Annotated in this window: 14 protein-coding genes; 7 read left to right on the top strand and 7 right to left on the bottom strand. The window is 33.1% G+C overall.

Annotated features, from left to right (window positions below; translation table 11 throughout):
* Nucleotides 1–227 precede the first annotated feature (227 nt).
* From AAHM86_RS05180 to AAHM86_RS05155, 6 genes are all read left to right on the top strand, one after another.
* Complete coding sequence (locus tag AAHM86_RS05180) at nucleotides 228–1157, top strand: AEC family transporter (RefSeq protein WP_341747908.1); 930 nt, start codon at nucleotides 228–230, stop codon at nucleotides 1155–1157.
* 38 nt (nucleotides 1158–1195) lie between these two features.
* On the top strand, nucleotides 1196–3475 hold the full coding sequence (locus AAHM86_RS05175) for an NADP-dependent malic enzyme (RefSeq protein ID WP_342267516.1): 2280 nt from the start codon (nucleotides 1196–1198) through the stop codon (nucleotides 3473–3475).
* Between the two features lie 61 nt (nucleotides 3476–3536).
* On the top strand, nucleotides 3537–3713 hold the full coding sequence (locus AAHM86_RS05170; protein ID WP_341747906.1) for a twin transmembrane helix small protein: 177 nt from the start codon (nucleotides 3537–3539) through the stop codon (nucleotides 3711–3713).
* A gap of 308 nt (nucleotides 3714–4021) precedes the next feature.
* Nucleotides 4022–6004 carry a DNA topoisomerase IV subunit B gene (gene parE, locus AAHM86_RS05165; RefSeq protein WP_342267515.1) on the top strand — a complete coding sequence of 661 codons (1983 nt, stop codon included), beginning with the start codon at nucleotides 4022–4024 and terminating at the stop codon, nucleotides 6002–6004.
* A 42-nt stretch (nucleotides 6005–6046) separates the two neighbouring features.
* Nucleotides 6047–7426, top strand: a complete 1380-nt coding sequence (locus AAHM86_RS05160) for a S41 family peptidase (protein ID WP_342267514.1) — start codon at nucleotides 6047–6049, stop codon at nucleotides 7424–7426.
* A 468-nt stretch (nucleotides 7427–7894) separates the two neighbouring features.
* Complete coding sequence (locus tag AAHM86_RS05155) at nucleotides 7895–9385, top strand: HAMP domain-containing sensor histidine kinase (protein ID WP_341748406.1); 1491 nt, start codon at nucleotides 7895–7897, stop codon at nucleotides 9383–9385.
* A gap of 31 nt (nucleotides 9386–9416) precedes the next feature.
* On the opposite strand, the gene AAHM86_RS05150 is transcribed toward AAHM86_RS05155, so the two are convergent.
* The 4 genes from AAHM86_RS05150 to AAHM86_RS05135 form a co-directional block, all read right to left on the bottom strand.
* Nucleotides 9417–9668, bottom strand: a complete 252-nt coding sequence (locus AAHM86_RS05150) for a BolA/IbaG family iron-sulfur metabolism protein (RefSeq protein ID WP_342267513.1) — start codon at nucleotides 9666–9668, stop codon at nucleotides 9417–9419.
* Nucleotides 9669–9771: 103 nt separating this feature from the next.
* Entirely contained in the window at nucleotides 9772–10998 is a 1227-nt protein-coding gene (locus AAHM86_RS05145; protein ID WP_342267512.1) for a hypothetical protein, read from the bottom strand.
* 35 nt (nucleotides 10999–11033) lie between these two features.
* The gene (locus AAHM86_RS05140; protein WP_342267511.1) at nucleotides 11034–11327 is read right to left on the bottom strand and encodes a patatin-like phospholipase family protein; all 294 of its coding nucleotides are present in this window, start codon (nucleotides 11325–11327) and stop codon (nucleotides 11034–11036) included.
* A 176-nt stretch (nucleotides 11328–11503) separates the two neighbouring features.
* A complete protein-coding gene (locus AAHM86_RS05135; RefSeq protein WP_342267510.1) occupies nucleotides 11504–14002 on the bottom strand; it encodes a valine--tRNA ligase in 2499 nt (832 codons plus the stop codon).
* Nucleotides 14003–14339: 337 nt separating this feature from the next.
* Between AAHM86_RS05135 and ubiA the strand changes: the two genes are divergently transcribed.
* A complete protein-coding gene (gene ubiA / locus AAHM86_RS05130) occupies nucleotides 14340–15197 on the top strand; it encodes a 4-hydroxybenzoate octaprenyltransferase (protein ID WP_342268390.1) in 858 nt (285 codons plus the stop codon).
* Between the two features lie 29 nt (nucleotides 15198–15226).
* On the opposite strand, the gene AAHM86_RS05125 is transcribed toward ubiA, so the two are convergent.
* The 3 genes from AAHM86_RS05125 to AAHM86_RS05115 form a co-directional block, all read right to left on the bottom strand.
* Complete coding sequence (locus AAHM86_RS05125; RefSeq protein ID WP_342267509.1) at nucleotides 15227–18034, bottom strand: 2-oxoglutarate dehydrogenase E1 component; 2808 nt, start codon at nucleotides 18032–18034, stop codon at nucleotides 15227–15229.
* Between the two features lie 115 nt (nucleotides 18035–18149).
* Nucleotides 18150–18524 (bottom strand): HEPN domain-containing protein, encoded by a 375-nt coding sequence (locus AAHM86_RS05120; protein ID WP_342268389.1) that lies wholly within the window; start codon nucleotides 18522–18524, stop codon nucleotides 18150–18152.
* 24 nt (nucleotides 18525–18548) lie between these two features.
* A complete protein-coding gene (locus tag AAHM86_RS05115) occupies nucleotides 18549–18983 on the bottom strand; it encodes a hypothetical protein (protein ID WP_342267508.1) in 435 nt (144 codons plus the stop codon).
* Nucleotides 18984–19210 lie beyond the last annotated feature (227 nt).

Below are 19210 nucleotides of genomic sequence, written 5' to 3'. Positions count from 1 at the left end.
GATTTAAGCAAAATAATCAAGAAATTTGATTGATACTCAAAGGGTCATTTGAGTATACGTCTTGATTTGCAATCAAACTCTGATATTATGCGAGGTAAAATTTTAATCGTAACACGCGAATTCGGCATAAGAATTTGTCAATTCTTATGCCAAATTGGGGTATAACATAATATTTACAGCCAATTGCTAATTGTCTAGCAATTGCTAATTGGGATAATTGTAAACTGATGAACGAAATCTTCTCTAGTACATTACCTGTTTTGTTGATTCCCTTGTTTGGTAGTATTATCAAAAGGAAATGGTTGACTTCTGAAGAATTTTGGCGAGGATTAGAGAAATTATCATATTTTTTTCTTTTCCCTATTATGCTTTTTAATAATATATCTGCAGCCGATTTAAATGCATCGTCTATAATAAAACTGGTATTTGCATTAATCATCTCCACCTCTATTATTTCTTTGGCTTTAATTATCTATCAGAAGAAAACCAATTTTGACAAGGTTCAGTTTACTTCAACTTTTCAAGGTGCAATACGTTTTAATAGTTATATATTTTTTGGTGTTAGTAGTCCTCTCTTGGGTCAGGAGGGACTTGCTATAGTATCTGTGATTTCATCCTATATGATCATTTTTACTAATATCATATCAGTAATGATTTTTGCACGTTATATCCCTGATAGTTCAGTAGCTAAGTCGCCTAAAGCTAGCTTTATATTGATACTTAAATTGATAGTACAAAATCCCTTGATTATAGCTAGTATAATTGGATTTCTTTTTAATTATTCTGGTTTAGAATTACATCTTGGTATAAAAAAAACCTTATCTAGCCTGTCCAACTCTGCTTTAGCTATAGGCATGCTAAATGTTGGGGCAAGTCTCAAATTTTTTATGCGTGGTGCTATTTTACAAAATGTATTGCTTACTAGTTTTGTTAAGTTAGTGGCTTTTCCTGTTGTCACAATAATTGTGTTGTCACTAATGTCAATAACTGGTACTGCTAAATCAGTTGGTGTCCTGTATAGCTGTCTGCCGTGTGCTAGCACTGCTTACGTTCTATCACGCCAACTTGGTGGTGATCCAGAATCTATGGCATCAATCATTACGTTCACAACACTTTTTTCAATAGTATCATTGTCAGTTCTTATGTGGATGATATAACTAATAAACACTTGAAGTAATTAAGAAGGAATAACATCATGGGTGAAATGAATAAAATAAATTATCTCAAAGCCTTAGAATATCATCAAAAAGGTAAGCCAGGCAAAATTGCTATTGTGACAACTAAGCCTTTGGATACTGCACATGACTTGGCTTTGGCTTATTCGCCAGGGGTAGCAGCTCCGTGTCTTGAAATTGCGAAAAATATAGATGATATTTATAAATATACTGCTAGAGGTAACTTAGTTGCTGTAATAACTAACGGTACGGCAGTTCTTGGCCTTGGTAGTATAGGTGCAGCTGCGTCGAAACCCGTAATGGAAGGAAAAGCCGTTTTATTCAAGAACTTTGCGGATATTGATTCTATTGATCTTGAAATAGATACGACTGACCCTTATGAGTTTGTTAATGCAGTAAAATATCTTAATTACAGTTTTGGAGGCATTAATTTAGAAGATATTAAATCTCCTGAATGTTTTATAATTGAAGAAAAATTAAAAAGCTGTATGCAGATACCTGTTTTTCATGATGATCAGCATGGCACGGCTATTATTGTTGCTGCAGGTTTAATTAATGCAGCTTATCTTACCAATCGTTCATTTGATAGTCTAAAAATTGTCGTAAGTGGTTCAGGGGCAGCGGCAATTGCTTGCATTGAATTACTAATTGCTCTTAGTGTAGACAAAAAAAATGTTATACTATGTGATAAAATGGGGGTAGTTTACCAAGGTCGGCAAGAAGGCATGAACAAATGGAAAGAATTATATGCAGTCGAGACCGATCTTAGAACTCTGAGTGATGCTATGAAGTCAGCCGATGTATTCCTTGGTTTATCTGTTAAAGGAACAGTATCGAAAGAAATGGTAGCTAGCATGGCTGCAAATCCTATCATTTTTGCCATGGCTAATCCAGACCCAGAGATTACTCCAGAGGATATACAGCTAGTTAGAAGCGATGCAATCATTGCTACTGGACGCTCTGATTATAATAATCAGATTAATAATGTTATGGGATTTCCATATATTTTCCGTGGAGCTTTAGATGTTAGAGCTACTACTATTAATCAGGAAATGAAAATAGCGGCAGCAACTTCTTTAGCTGAATTAGCAAGACAAGCTGTTCCGAATGAAGTTTATAAAGCATATCCTGGTAAAAAAATGTTTTTTGGTCCAGATTACATAATTCCTGTACCATTTGATCCAAGATTAATTACCACTGTTCCGGTAGCGGTAGCTAAAGCTGCTATAGATAGTGGGGTTGCTAAAATTACCGAATTTGATGTTAAGAATTATGCAAAGGAGCTGGAAAGTAGGTTAAATCCTACCTCTCATTACATGAATCTATTATTTGAGAGAATTCAACAGTCAACACCTCAAAGAATAGTTTTTGCTGAAGGTGAGGAGGAAGAGGTAATTATAGCTGCTATGAGTATGCGGGATACTTCGCATGCTCATCCTATCCTAGTTGGTAGATCTGATAAAATATCTGCTGTTTTAAATAGAATAGGTATGAATTATGATTTAGATGGTATTACCATAATGAATGCTGCTATTAACCAAAATCTTGATAAATATATAGATACTCTTTATAGCCGGTTACAGCGTAAAGGTTACTTATACCGTGACTGTGCTAGACTAGTTAAAAGTGATAGAAATATATTCTCAGCTATCATGGTAGCTTGTGGCGATGCTGATTGTATGGTTACTGGTGTAACAAAGAGCTATTATAGTAGCTTAGAGGATATTATGAAGGTAATGGAAGCCAAAGAAAATAACAGAATTTTAGGTTATTCCATTCTGATTGCCAAGGAGCATAATATAATTATTGCTGATAATAGTGTGGCTGAACTGCCAAATGAGCAAGATCTTGTAGAAATAACCTTGCAGACTGCTAATATAGCAAAAAATATGGGAATGACGCCAAAGGTTGCACTACTTTCCTTCTCAACTTTTGGTAATCCAATGAGAGAAAAGGCAAATAGAGTACGGGAAGCTGTTAGAATTTTAGATAGTATGAGTCTAGATTTTGAATATGATGGCGAAATGTCAGCTAATGTTGCTCTGAACCCTAATCGTAATTCATATAAGTTTTGTAGGCTATCAGGTCCTGCTAATGTATTAATTATGCCCGGTCTACATTCGGCTGCAATATCAACACAATTGTTGCAAGAATTAGCTGGAGGTGTTTTTATAGGACCAATAATTAATGGTTTTGAATATCCGGTACAAATAGTACAAATGGGAGCGTCGGCAAGTGAGATAACAAAAATTGCCACATTTGCCTGTATAGATGCAATAAATCTATTGAACGAAAGATAATTAATTTTCGGATTTTATATTATTTATGAATAGGTTATAATAACTCTTTCGAGGAATTTTAATGATATATACGTTAATTGCTTTAAGCTTGACTACATTAGTCTTAGTGATAGGGATTGTCTCTATGGCTATTGGTGGGAAATTTGATAAAAAATTTAGCTCAAAATTAATGTCACTACGGGTTATATTTCAGGCAGTTGCTGTATGTTTGCTTGCTTTTCTCTATCTTTCAAAATAGTATATATACTCGATGAAAATCAAGAATTGCGTTGTCGTCTTCAGGGGACAACTGTTGAAAGTTAGTAAATACAGCTTCTTTATACGTCTATTAGCGAGAAGACCGTAAGGCCGACGAAGCAATCCAGTAACATCATTTATCTATTAGATTGTTTCTTGGATTGCTTCGCTTATGCTCGCAATGACGCTGTGGTATAGGTATTTGTAAACTTTCAACAGTTGTGCCTTTGACAAGACGACCTTAATTCTTGAAGTTCTACCTGAGTATACTCGAATGATTTGGAAAAACTTGTAAGTTAATACCATAATATGTCTGATCTATTTAGTTTTAATGATAAAAAGCCTAAAATTAATAATTCATATACTGCAAAAGATATTGAAGTATTAGAAGGGCTTGAACCTGTACGCAAGCGTCCTGGTATGTATATTGGCGGAACAGACGAAAATGCTATGCATCATCTTGTTTCGGAAGTACTGGATAATGCTATGGATGAAGCTGTTGCTGGTTTTGCTAACATTATAACCATAAAAATGCATGTGAATAACAGTATCACTATTTCTGATAATGGTAGAGGAATTCCTGTCGATAATCACCCCAAATTTCCTGAAAAATCTGCTTTGGAGGTGATTCTAACTCAGCTCCACTCGGGAGGTAAATTTGCGAATAATGTATACCAAACAGCAGGCGGATTACACGGAGTTGGTATTTCTGTTGTTAATGCTTTATCTGACTATTTAGAAGTTAAAGTGTACAAGCAGGGTAAATTATTTAAGCAATCTTATTCTAAAGGGCATAAATTGAATGATTTAGAAAGCGAAGATGTTGCAAAAAAATTAAAGGGAACATCTATACACTTTCATCCTGACCTAGAAATTTTTGGTGAAAAATCGTGTTTTTCTCCTAAAAAAATATACGAATTAGCTAAATCAAAAGCCTATTTGTACAGGGGAGTAATGATAGAGTGGCAATGTGAGATTGAGACTAAAAGTGATGTACCGACAACAGCCCTGATCCATTTTCCAGATGGTTTGAAGGATTATTTAATATCAAAAATAAATCATGACGATTTAGTTAGTGGAGAGATTTTTTGTGGTAATATTGACTGGGACCAAGATCACGTAAAAGTGGAATGGGCAATTGCTTGGCATAAAAATGAATACCAACCCTTCATACAATCATATTGTAACACTATTCCCACCCCCCTTGGTGGAACTCATGAACAAGGTTTGCGTAATGCATTACTTCGCGGCTTAAAAATATACGGCGAGATGATAGGTAATAAAAAAACAACTCTACTTACTATTGAAGATATTCTTGAAACTTCTTCTATTGTTCTCTCTATATTTATCCAAGATCCAATATTTCAAGGACAAACAAAAGAAAAATTGGTTTCACTAGGGGTTAATAAAATAGTAGAAAACATTATTAAGGACCATTTCGATCATTGGTTGAGCAGTAATAAAGTAGCCGCAAACCAATTAGTTGAGCATATAGTCAATATTGCTGAATTCCGAATAAATAAGCGTAATGAAAAAAATACCTTACGTAAAACTGCTACACAAAAATTGCGACTACCAGGTAAATTAGCCGATTGTACAAGAACGTCTCCTAATGGGACGGAGCTATTTTTGGTTGAGGGAGATTCAGCTGGAGGATCAGCTAAGCAGGCAAGAGATCGAGAAACACAAGCTATTTTGCCTCTTCGGGGCAAAATCCTAAATGTTGCCAATGCGACTCTAGAAAAGATTACTAATAATCAAGAAATTCAATATCTAGAAGTGGCACTAGCATGCGGTAGCCTTAAAAATTACCGAGAAGAAAATTTACGTTATGAAAAAATAATAATTATGACAGATGCTGATGTTGACGGAGCTCACATCGCCTCACTGTTAATGACGTTTTTTTACCTTCGTATGCCAAAGCTAGTATCATCGGGTCATTTATATATTGCAAAACCACCACTTTATCGACTAACACAGTCTAATAAAACTTACTATGCAATAAATGATCAACAAAAGACTGATTTAACTGCTAGATTATTAAAAAATAGTAAAGCTAAAATAGACATTGGTAGATTTAAGGGACTGGGGGAAATGATGCCAGCTCAGTTAAAAGAAACAACAATGAATCCAAAAAATAGGTCACTTTTAAAAGTTACTATAGATGATTTTGATAATATTGCTAAGATGGTAGACAATCTTATGGGCAAGAAACCAGAAAAACGTTTCCAGTTTATTTATGATCAGGCTTTAATTAAAATGGATACTATTATAAACAATCTAGATATTTAAAATTGCGTCATCTACCAACTACTTATAAATTACAGGAGTACTATGTTCTTACGTTTAATTACAATATTATTATCAAGTTCTATCATTTTTTCTAATATAACATTTGCTGAAGAAGTAAAGAAGAAAGAATTACCAAATTCAGCTTATTTAAAACAATTCCAAGATATCTTTGAACGTGTTAATAGAGACTATGTCCAATATCCTGAAAAACAAAAAATGACTGATGCAGCTATAGAAGGCATGTTAACTTCGCTAGATCCTCATTCTAACTACATTACTGATGAGGATCTAGAATATTTTCTTGACCACACTAAAGGAGAATTTGGAGGTATTGGTGTTGAAGTGCAGTATGACAATGGTGCTATCAAAGTCATTTCCCCTATTGATGATCTACCAGCTTATAAGGTAGGTATAAAAGCTGGAGACTATATTGTGGGGGTTAATGATGAGTTGGTATCAAATTTGGGATTTAATAAAGCGGTCAGAGAGATGCGTGGAGAACCAGGGGCAAAGGTAAAATTATTGGTAATCACGGAAGGTGAAAGCAAGCCAAAGGAACTTGAACTTACTAGAGAAATAGTTACAATTACACCAGTAAAAGCCCATTTAGAGAGAAATAATATCGCTTACGTAAGGATAGGGAGTTTTAATGAACATACTATTGCAGAATTAAAAAAATCTATAAAAACTTTAAAAAATGAAAGTAAAAATGGTCTAAAAGGTATTATCTTAGACCTACGTAATAATGGTGGTGGTTTGTTAGATCAGGCTGTTGCGGTTAGCGAATATTTTATTGATTCTGGGGTAATCGTTACTACCAAAGGCAGAAGCAAAAATAGTAATTCGGTATTGACTAGCAATAAATTTGCAGAAAAAGCACCATCTGTCCCGATTGTTGCTCTTATTAATGTTGGATCTGCTTCAGCTGCAGAAATCGTAGCTGGTGCATTGCAAGATCATAAAAAAGCAGTAATACTTGGAACAAAATCTTTTGGTAAAGGGTCCGTGCAAAGCTTTACTACAATTAGTCCTAGAGCTGCTATAAAGCTTACAACAGCTAAATATTACACTCCTAGTGGTCGTTCAATTCAAGCAGAGGGTATTGAACCTGACATAGTGGTTGAGATGGCAGAAGTTAAGTATCCCGAAACAAAATCAATAGATAAGAGATTTTCTGAATCTTCTCTAAAGAATTATCTAAAAAACGATAATAATAAAAATGATGATAAAAAAGTAGATACTACAGATAAAAATAAAGAACTTATTAAGAAAACAGATGATACTACAAAAAATACCAAACCAAAAAATACTCTAGAACAATTATCTGATCTTTATAAAAAAGATTATCAATTTGCTAGAGCTTATGATTTAATTATGGGATTAATCTTGACTAATAAAAGTAGCAATGAATTGAAAAAATAAAGGGTATACTCGGTGAACTTCAAGAATTGGCGTCGTCGTGTCTAAAGATCGAAGCTGCTCACGTACTAATGTACGCCTAGCAGCTCGACTTTACTACTGCTAGCTCTTCTTGAAGTTATACTATCGTCTACCAACTCTTCATTTACGAGCAGTATACAATGGGTAGGGTAATTGGGCATAACTGTTGAAAGTTAAAAAATCGTCATTGCGAAGCGTTGTTGTAAGGCTTAAACTGTCTATTAGCGAGCGAACGTACGTGAGCGTGGCAGGCAATCCATGAAACTTGTCATATAGATTGCTTCGTCGACCTTATGGTCTCCTCGCAATGACATGCTAGATTCTTAAGTTGACGCCTATGCGAATTCGTGTGATTAGGAATGATAAGGTTACAAAGGAAATATCAGCTATTAGTTATGACTTTAATATTGTCCTGTGTCTATATGTGTAAGTAATATATGTGCAAACCTAATGATTCAAAATAAATATATTGTTAGACTGTCATCCATTGGCTTATTTATAAACATTATTGTAAATATGATTTACTATCGTTACTTCATTATTGAAGAAATGATTTTAAAGCAAGTCGGAGAAACAAATATTAAAATAGCTGATGTTTATACAAAAAATGTTTGGGATAGGAATAGAACTGCTGTAGATAAGATACATGAATTTGGTTATATAAATTTATTACAAGATACAGATTTTATTAGGTTTGCAACTACTTCAGTTGATATTTTTGTTAATCTTAATGCCTATATTTCTTTATATGATCTACAAGGTAATAAAATTATAACTAGTTCGCCAATTCAAGTAACAAGTCACATGAATTTTCCTGAAGATACTCTGTATCAAAAAATTCTTACCAAAATTGATAGATATTTTTTAAAAGAATTGAGTATAGAACAAGCCTTTAACAAAGCTTTTAAAGGGATAACAACTCATCTATTAATTCCTAGAGCCATGTTACATATATCAGGGGAGGTAAAGAAAGCATCTTGTATAACAAGTTATATCCCAATAATAAACCGTGATCCATTGAACTATCCTGTTGATGGTGTATTAGAGATACATACCAATATTACTAGTTTATGGTCAAGTATTATAGAGCTTGAAAGAAAAGTATTATTAACTTTTGTTATCATTTTGGTAATATTTTTAGTTATAGTTATGAGCAACACAAATTATGCACAAAAAATTATAGACCGGCAATTTGAGGCTAATAAAGCATTAGAGGAAGCAGTAACTAAGGTTAGAAATGAAAGTTCTGCTCATACTAAATTTTTTGCCAATGTTAGTCATGAGCTGCGTACCCCTCTAAATGCTATTATAGGCTTTTCAGAAATTATGATGTCTACACCTTACAATAAGGAACATGATGTTTATGTAAAAGATATTCATAACGCAGGCAAGCATTTACTAGGTATAATAACCGATATATTAGACTTGTCAAAAGCATCTGCTGACAAGCTATTAGTTGATTTTGTAGAGTTAGACCTAAATAAATTAATTACTTCTACTATAAGGATAATGAAACCAAGAGCTGACCAAGCGAATGTAGCATTAATTGAAAAACTACCAAAAGATCATATTATTATAAAAGCAGATCCCAAAAGGCTTAAACAAGTATTTTTTAACCTTTTATCTAATTCTATAAAATTCACCAACGCATTAGGTTCTATAACAATTCATGCTGAAAAAAATGAATCTCAAGGACTAGTTTATGTGCAAGTTATAGATACTGGTATAGGAATTGATGAGAAAGATATTCCAAAAGTACTCTCAACATTTGGTCAAATTGATAGTGCCGTTGGCAGAAAATATCAAGGGACTGGTCTTGGTTTACCACTCACTCGAAAGTTGGTTGAACTAATGAGAGGTAAATTTGATCTACAAAGTAAAATAGGTATAGGTACAACTGTAACACTAACTTTTGCTTATGATAGTAGTATAGAACAATAACTACCCCAATGTTGGGAATGCAGGTGTATGATTATTTGACTATATTTAATGGAGAACTGGTAGTTTTTATAGTGATAGCATGTAATTTATTATTATTCAGTATTTCTGCTAAAGCTTTTTTTACCATCTTGTGCTGATTAATTAGACTGATTCCAAGAAAAGCATCATCTTGTATTTCTAAGGAATAATGATCCTGATCTCCAGCTAAATCAACAATTTTTGTTTTAGCATTTGGAAAGCTATAACGTATAATTTCTTCAAGTTCTTTAATAGATATTGCCATTGTTCTTTAGAGTTTTTTATGTAACATACAACAAAAGCTTAAAGTCTGCAATCAGAGAAATTTAAAAGTCGGTCGACTGGCAAAGTAATACATTTTTTACTTTCTAATAACAGTCAACTAAGTCGTCAGCATGCTCGTATAGTGTATCCTGTCCCTCAAGTTTAGTCACTTCTTGAACATAAGACATATTATACTTATCATCATGAGAGGTACTAATTATTAATGACTTAATATTTTCTAATAGCTCTGAACGACTCTCTATATCTAACCCTACAATCCATTGAACGGTTTTCTGTACTTCTTCAGGTAGTGATGCAATTGTAGTAAGATCTAACTCTTCAGGAGATACATTATTAACATATTCTAAATATTCTAATGCACATTTGGAATCCTTTGCATATAACTCTTTAATCCACTGAAGTGTTGTTGTAAATTTCTCACTACTTACAGTAGAATCTGTTTCTCCATTACTCACTATAGTACTACTAGATTCTAATTCATTACTTACCATTGCATTTAAGACTTCAGGTTCTGCAGTAGCCACCACTATATCAGAATAGTCTGATTTTCTATCACTTTCATAATCTTCATCATTAGCTCCATTACTTACCATTATATTTGAGACTTTAGATTCCTCAATATTATCTTTCCAATCAACTTTTAACCTATCACACAGATCTTGTACTAACTTGGAATTATTTTTCAAATATTGCTCAGCAACTATTTTTAACTTTGCTATATTATTTTGGCTAGAATCATCTAATTTGCTACATTCTTTTGGAATAGGAAGCCATATCTCTGTATTTTGTCCTTCACTTGTTAGATATAACCTAACCTCATTTACATCAGCTTCTTCGTCATTTTTCATAAGTGTATCAATTAAGCCGTTAATTAACCACCCTAATGCTCCATCAAAATTAGGTGATGGTATTTGGGATTTTGTTTGCTCACCTTTTCCAAAATTGATAGAACAAATCATAGTGCGTTCCATAATGTCTGCTTGTTCATGATAACTAAGCCCTTCTTTAAGCACCTGTAGCACTGTAGCAGCTGGACGATTAGCACCAAGACCACCATCGGCAAAAGCATAAGGCTTACCCGCAGCATAATCATAATCTCTTACAGCTTCTTCATTAATAACAGCTTTAAAATAGGTTGGGGCTGCTGTAGTTGCAAGAAGCACATCCTTTGTTCTAATATGTGGACTATGTTTATCATGACTGTCAAAGATCTTCATACTATTCTTTCCTTCATTCAAATCAGCAACTGGTATAATAAGACGGCATAGACTATCATCTAATCTATTATCCCCTAAATGCTTTTCTAGCATTTCCTACAAAGGTTTTTGACTATATTTGTGTTTTATTATTCCCCAGTTAAACCAGCTTTGGGGAAGATTTCAGGAGCAGTATTTTCAAATAATTCCAAAGCTTCTTTAGCTGAATAACGAGGTTCTGTTGATCCTTCTTCTTTAGGAATTGTCAATAAGGCTGCAATTAACCTACCAACACTAGTGCCAGAAATAATATTAAATAATTTAGATATAGGTTGCTGGGTTATTTCTTCTATTTTCGCTAGTACAACTAACTCAGCTATTCCTTTTACCCCACCACCTGAAAGGCAAAGAACTTTATTTTGTCCTGTTTGATTTGTAGTCATAAACTATGCCGCCGTAACCTTTTAAAGTTTCCTAATATTTAGGTTATCATAAAATTTATATTGTAACAAATAAAATTTTGCATCATAATAAATAAAAGTAAAAAAATAAATTATATAGTATCATAGGAAACCCTAAAATATTACACACCAAATTTGTAAATTGATTTATCAATTTTTCAAAGCATTTGAGTATATATTACATTAATTACAACATCGCCATTCTTTAATACTTGACTTGTTGATGAAAATTGCTCAACAAATTCTATGGTGCGAGCAGACGTAACGTTTTTGAGATCTATTATTAACTCATCAGAAAGTTTTTCTCCTATAATTTCTAGTATCCCAATATCAGCTTTGACTGACAAATTCTTTTCTGCTTTAGCTTTCCTAACCAAGTCTAGTATTTCAATAAGTCTATCAGGCTGAATTTGATCTACCGGAAAAGATAAATTTTTGATTTGAGGCCAGTTGCCCCTTGTATGTATAGATTTTGTACTATACAAAATTTGCCAAATTTCTTCTGTTATATGTGGAAGGAAAGGAGCTAATAATTTAAGCAAGATTTTTATAGAATGATATAAGGTTATTATGGCACTATACTGCCCTTTATTATCTGAACCATCCATATTATAAGCTCGGGTTTTAGTTATCTCGAGGTAATTATCACAAAATACTGACCAAAAAAACTTTTCTATCAAATCCACAGCATTGGCATACTCATAATTTTGCATATCTGATTCAATTTTGCTTACTAACTCAACTAGTTTAACTATTAACCACTGGTCAAACTTATGACAAATCTTGCTTTCTATATCAGAAATCTGGGCGTTTTTATCTAGTATATCTAATTTATCAAAATGAATAGCCGCAAATTTACAAGCATTCCATAATTTATTAACAAGCCTCTTGCCATTTTTCATTACGTCTTCAGAGTAAACAGTGTCTGCCCCAAGTCTAGATTTAGAAGTCCAATAACGTGTTACATCAGCACCGTATTGCTCTAGCAATTTTTGTGGTACAATAATATTCCCTTTAGATTTTGACATTTTGCTACGATCGAATGCAAGACACCATCCACTAATCATGATGTTTTTCCAAGGTAGGGTATTTTCATGCAATTGAGCTTTAAGTATTGTGTAAAAAGCCCATGTCCTAATAATTTCATGAGCTTGCGGGCGTAAATCAGCTGGAAATAATTTATGGTGACGCTCAGCATCTATATTAAACTTTTCAGATATACCGTGACTACTTAATTGCGGCGAGATGGCACTAGTAGCCCAAGTATCCATAACGTCATAATCTGGCTCTACCTCTTCTCGCGAATAGCCAATTGGTAAATCTTGGGTTGGGTCTACCGGTAGTTGGGTTATATCTGGAAATATAGCTTTGCCTACTTCACCAATTCTTTTAGAATACCAAACAGGGAATGGCACGCCAAAATAGCGTTGACGACTTATACACCAATCCCATGATAGGCTATTTATCCAGTTCTCAAGCCTAATTTTCATATTTTGGGGATACCAATTAATCTCATTTGCTCGTTGCATTAAAATGTCTTTATGTTTTATCGTACAAACAAACCATTGAGGTGTTGTAAGTATTTCTAGCGGCGCCCCTGAACGTTCAGCACATTTTACTGTTTGAGTAATTTCTACTTGTTTAATTAATAAATTTTTCTCTTTTAAGATTTCAATAATTTTACTTCTGGCATCTTTTATTTTCAAGCCATTTATCTGATTATAAGAAGATGAATTTGATAATTCGGCTGGGAAATCTATCGTACCTTTTTTATCTATAATAATCTTCATAGGTAAATTATGCGTTCTCCACCAAGTTATGTCGGTTACGTCACCAAAAGTACAGCACATAACAAGCCCAGTTCCTTTATCTATTTGCACTAAATCATCTGCTAAAATAGATACTTTAACATCAAATAGCGGTGTTATGGCAAATTGCCCTTGCAAATGTTTGTATCTATCATCATTTGGGTTATAAAATACCGCAACGCACGCTGCTAACAATTCTGGTCTAGTGGTAGCAATAATAATCTTCTCACCCTTATTAGTCTGGAAAATTATGTCATTCATCATTGAGGTTTTTTCTTGATCTTCGATATCAGCCTGAGCCAAAGCCGTTTGATCAACTGTATCCCACAATATTGGTTGATTATTGCGGTAAATTTCTCCTTTATCGACTAAGTCTAAAAATGACATTTGTGATATTTTTCGTGATAACGGATTAATTGTTTGATACTCTAAAGTCCAATCAACCGATAAAGCCATTTGATTAAATAATGAACGAAACTTTTCTTCTTCAGAAATAACGACTTCTTTACATATTTCAATAAATTGCTCTCTTGCCATACTAGCTGCTTTTAGCTGTTTTTGTTTTTCAACTAAACGTTCGGTAGGCAAACCATTATCATCAAAACCGATTGGATAAAAAATATTTTTGCCTAGCATCCGTTTAAAACGGACAATAAAATCCGCCTGGGTATAACTATAAACATGTCCTATATGCAGTTGTCCTGAGACTGTTGGTGGCGGAGTATCTACTATAAAACTATTTTCTCTTGTTTCATTTTTATCCCAAAGATAAATTTTTTGTTCTTGCCAAAATTTTTGCCATTTTCTTTCGCTTTCACTAAAGCTATAATCTTTTGGAAATGCTATCATAATAATATCCTAATTATATAGGGAGTGTTGCTAACTAACCTGAATTCGATATATAGTTAACTCTAGTTAGCACTACGCCGTCATTACGAGGGGGGGGGAGACCAAAGGTCGACGAAAGCAACCCATATCTCATCATTGATTGCTTCGTCGCTACTAAAGTGGCTTCTCGCTAATAGACGTTTGTGAGTTTGGTATAATACTAATCGGGTTAGCTATAACGAGTTATGCCAAATTTGGTTATATTTGTGAATATAGCAGATTTTTATGTTCTACTAATAGCTATTATCATTATTTTTGTGGTATTGCTCATTTTTTTAACCAAGATATATTATAATTAATAGTGATGCCAAATAAATTTTTTCTGAGCCTTAAATTAATGAGACTGCAAAGTCCTACTGGCTATCTGTTACTATTTTTCTCAACATGCTTTGGGGTACTTCTTACCAATATTGCAATTTATAATTTAGTAAAATTATTATCATTATTTTTTATCGGAAGTATCATTACTAGGGGAGCTGGTTGCATTCTTAACGATATTTTTGATAAAGATTTTGATAAGCATGTTTTACGAACAAAAAACAGACTTTTGGCGAATGGATCATTGAATGTAAGTGACGCGATGATTTTATTAACTATATTATCAATTATTTCCCTGACCATTTTATTGTCATTAAATAAAACAGCAATTTGCTTAGGGTTCTTTTCCTTTATCTTGATCGTTTTATATCCACTAATGAAGAGAATTACTTTCTTTCCACAAGTATTTCTAGGGTTAACATTTAATGGAGTTTTAATTGGTAATAGTGCGGTAATTGATAAAATATCACTAGAAGCTGTTATTATGTATATTGCCTGCTGTTTTTGGACTATCGGTTATGACATTATTTATGGCTTTATGGATATAGAGTACGACAAAAAGATTAATGTCAAATCAATGCCACTTTTTTTAGAAAAGAGAAATTATAAATTACATTTATATATTTACTATACTATCTTCATATTATTATTCATACTTTCTAACATTATAGCAACCCATCGACCTAACTATATAGTTATTCTCTGTGCTTATATAATGCTAACTTGGCAGGTAGTAACATTAGAAATCTCAGACCCACAAAATTGTTTTACTAGGTTTAAAAATAATAATTACGTTGGTTTAACCTTGGCTTTAGGTGCATTAGATTTAAATAACTAAATAATTATGCTAAAGTGTCTAACTTAACTCTATCCCTTAATTATCAAGGTTTCTTCAAGCAATTTTTTCTGTTGCTCATTATGTATGATCGGTGAGCCAACTGCTGGTGAAGCAGACTCATTCCTACCAACATATACAAATTGATTATTAATTGATGCATTTTTTAGGATATCATTTAAGTGATCTTTAACAAAATTCCATGCCCCCATATTTTTAGGTTCTTCTTGACACCAAATAAACTCTTTAGCTTTATGATATTTACCTAATATTTTAACTACAAAATCCGTTTGAAACGGATATAGCTGTTCAAGTCTAATAATCACAATATCTAAAATATTCTTTTCTTCTCTTTTTTCTAATAAATCATAGTAGACTTTACCACTACATAATATAATTCGTTTCACTTCCTTGGCATTTATAGCATCATTAATTTCGTCTAGTACAGGTATAAAGCTCGTATTCTTATCAAGCTGGGAGAGAGGTGATACAACCATTTTATGTCTTAATAAAGATTTTGGTGACATTACTATTAGTGGTTTACGAATATTACTGTATATTTGACGACGTAATAAATGAAAAAATGAAGATGGCGTCGTAGGATATGTAACTTGCATATTATTTTCAGCAGCAAGCTGCAAGAACCTCTCGAGTCTTGCAGAGCTATGCTCTGGACCTTGTCCTTCAAGTCCATGTGGTAGTAGTACTACTATACCGCTCATCCTGAGCCATTTGCTTTCACTACTGGAAATGAATTGGTCGAAAATTATTTGAGCTCCATTAGCAAAATCACCAAATTGAGCTTCCCAAATTACTAAATCTTTTGGATTAACTAATGAATAACCATACTCAAAACCTAAAACTGCATATTCAGATAAATTACTGTCAGCAATTTCAAAATTTGCTTGGCTTTGCGATAAATTATTTAATGGTGTATAAGTTCTATCATCCACCTGACTATGTAACACTGAATGACGGTGAGAGAAAGTGCCACGCCCACAATCTTGACCAGTAAAACGTATTCTAGTGCCTGAATTTAATAAACTAGCAAAGGCTAACTGTTCTGCAGTTGCCCAATCAATAGGTCTATCTTGCTTTAAGGTATTTTCTCTTAATTCAAATAATTTTGCAAGTTTGGGATTTAAAGGAAAATCTTTTGGTATCTGGCAAAGCTTTATACCAAGTTCTTTTAAGGTATTTTTGTTAACACCAGTAGGGAGCATTTGAGCATTTGATCTAGTATAACTAGACCATAAACCTTCTAAAAACTGAGCTTGCGGTTGATAATTTTTGGCTTGTTCATATTCTTGATCTAATTTCAGTTTAAATTGTTCTTTTAATGTAGGAAAATAATTTTGGTCAATTATTCCACCTGCTATTAGGTTATTTGCAAAAATAGTTGCCAGGGATTGCTTATTTTTTATTACATTATACATAACAGCTTGAGTATACATAGGTTCATCACCTTCATTATGACCATATTTACGATAACAAATGATCTCAACTACTATGTCTCTAGCAAATTTATACCGATAATTCACTGCAATATTGGTAGCCTTGATCACTGATTCAATATCATCACCATTTACATGTAGTATTGGACTATTAATTATCTTAGCAAATTCAGTAGAATATCTACCTGGTCTAGTGTCATAACTATTCGCTGTAAATCCAAGCTGATTATTAATGACAAAGTGAATAATCCCGCCAACATTATAAGGCTTTATATCCGACATAAATAAACTCTCAGCTACTACACCCTGACCACAAAAAGCACTATCACCATGAACCAAAATACCCATTACTTTCTTACGATTAGTATCTTGGATGCTATCCTGTTTTGCTCGTACTTTACCAGCTACTACCGGATTCACCGCTTCTAAATGCGATGGATTATCTGCCATAGAAAGATGTACCTTAACCCCCTCTCTTATCTGATCTGATGAATAGCCAATATGATACTTCACATCACCTGAAACACCTAAATCGGTTGGCAATATACTACCTGTTATAAATCCAGATAAAATAGCTTTATAAGGTTTAGTCATTACCTTAGCTAGTGTGCTAAGTCTTCCTCGGTGAGCCATACCTATTACTACATCTTCTATTCCATGGATAATAGACATATCTATAGCTTTATCTATAGCCACTACACTTGCCTCTCCACCTTCCACTGAGAAGCGTTTTGCTCCAGGAAATTTGGTATGTAGATATTGTTCAAATCCTTCAATTTCTACTAAGTCTTGCAATATATTCTTCTTGTTTTGTTCTAATTCTAATAGACTCTGGTTATTTTCTATCTGCTCAAAAAACCAAATTTTCTCATCTTCATTGGTCACATGAGCAAGTTCTACGGCAATATCTTTAGTATAAGTTTGATCAAGTAAATTAACTAATTCCTTAAGTGAACATGCTTTTATTCCAAAAAATTCATCATCAATTTCTATAATATTATTCAACTGATCTTTGGTAAAACCAAAATCTTCTATATTAAGTCTCAACTCATTTTTAGTCTTAAGAACTTCAAGATTCAAGGGATCTAGCTTGACTAAATAATGTCCATAATTACGGTAGCTGGCAATCATTGCTTTTGCTCTGAGCTTGTTAGTTGCAGCAGAAAATTCCGTAACATACGGCAAAGGTTTTTCTTGAGGTGAAGTAATAACATGAGCAATAGTTTTATTAACTTGGTAACTATTATTATTCTCAATATTTTGGAAATAGTTTTGCCAGCTTTCATCAACTGCTGTATGATCTGATAAATATAGCTGATATAGCTCTTCTATAAAAACAGCATTACTACCAAATAAAAAACTAGTTTGTTTTAAATTTTTATCCATAAACTCCTATTCCTGATTAGTAAAAAACCTAGAGAGCATTCCCTGTGGGGAATGACATCGTTTTTGGTCTTGTAAGTATCATTTCCAATTTTCCAAATCATGTGAGTATATACAATTACGTTACTTCTGTATTATTAATTCTTTCTAAACAGATTCTTTCAGTAACTGTCTTTAATTCTTCTACCCGGTTGATAAGATAAAGTAATTGTTCTTTACTAATTTTATAGTGTTTATCATATCTTGCACCAACATAAGCATTTAGGAGTAACTTAAAGCACTCTTCTTGTTCAAGGGTCTCAAGTGGAAATATCTTGTAGAGGTCATAATGATAAATTCTAGCCTGCTTGTTAAGTTCCAGTATATCATGTAACTTTGGTTTATAACCAGTAGAAACTAGCAGAACAGCATTATAAAAGCTCTCGGTAGCTTGATGAAGTGAAAAGGCTGATAAAGCATTTTCATTATTTTCAAGATAAGCATTTACGCCAATAAGAAATCCTTTACCTCTTCCAAACTAAAATTCACCACTATCATATAAAAGAACTCCTTCTTTCTTGATATCACAAAAGAAATACTGACCTTTTTCCAATTGGCTATTTATCCGCTTAATAGGCTCAAATATCAGGGTAACTGACTGCCTTTTTATCATGGTATCTATAGTAATTGGGAATTTTTTATCGAGCCTTTTTTCTATCGTATATTGTAATTCTCTAGCTTGATGACCTGCATATTTGCCTTTCTTTAAAATCAACAAAAGATCAAAATCACTTTGATAGCTGTAGGTAATATGCTCTTGCTGATATATGTCTTGTACCCAATCGCCTCTAGCATAAGAACCAAATAAAATAATCATCGCTATTTTTGATTTGCCTACGTCTAGAATTTCTTTAACAATATTGTCTAGTTTTTCTTTAATAACTAGTGATCGGCTAGGTAAGGTAGTTTTCATAAAGCTATTTTTTTGTCTTAGATCAACTATATAGCAAATAATTAAATAATCAACAATAATTTAATCTTAGACTGTAAAATAATTTAAAATTACAATCAATAATTGTGCATGTCATAATCAGCAATAATAATACCATTTCCCAAAACTAAATTGCTACTCGGAGTACGAGTGTCAAGCACCGGAGCGGAGATCATGAAGTACGACGACGTGATGATTAGTTTTCGGAA

Source organism: Candidatus Tisiphia endosymbiont of Empis tessellata, assembly GCF_964031035.1.
In the GTDB taxonomy this organism is placed as follows: Bacteria; Pseudomonadota; Alphaproteobacteria; order Rickettsiales; family Rickettsiaceae; genus Tisiphia.
Note: the sequence above shows the minus strand (reverse complement) of the source record. Positions and strands in the feature narration are given on the sequence as shown.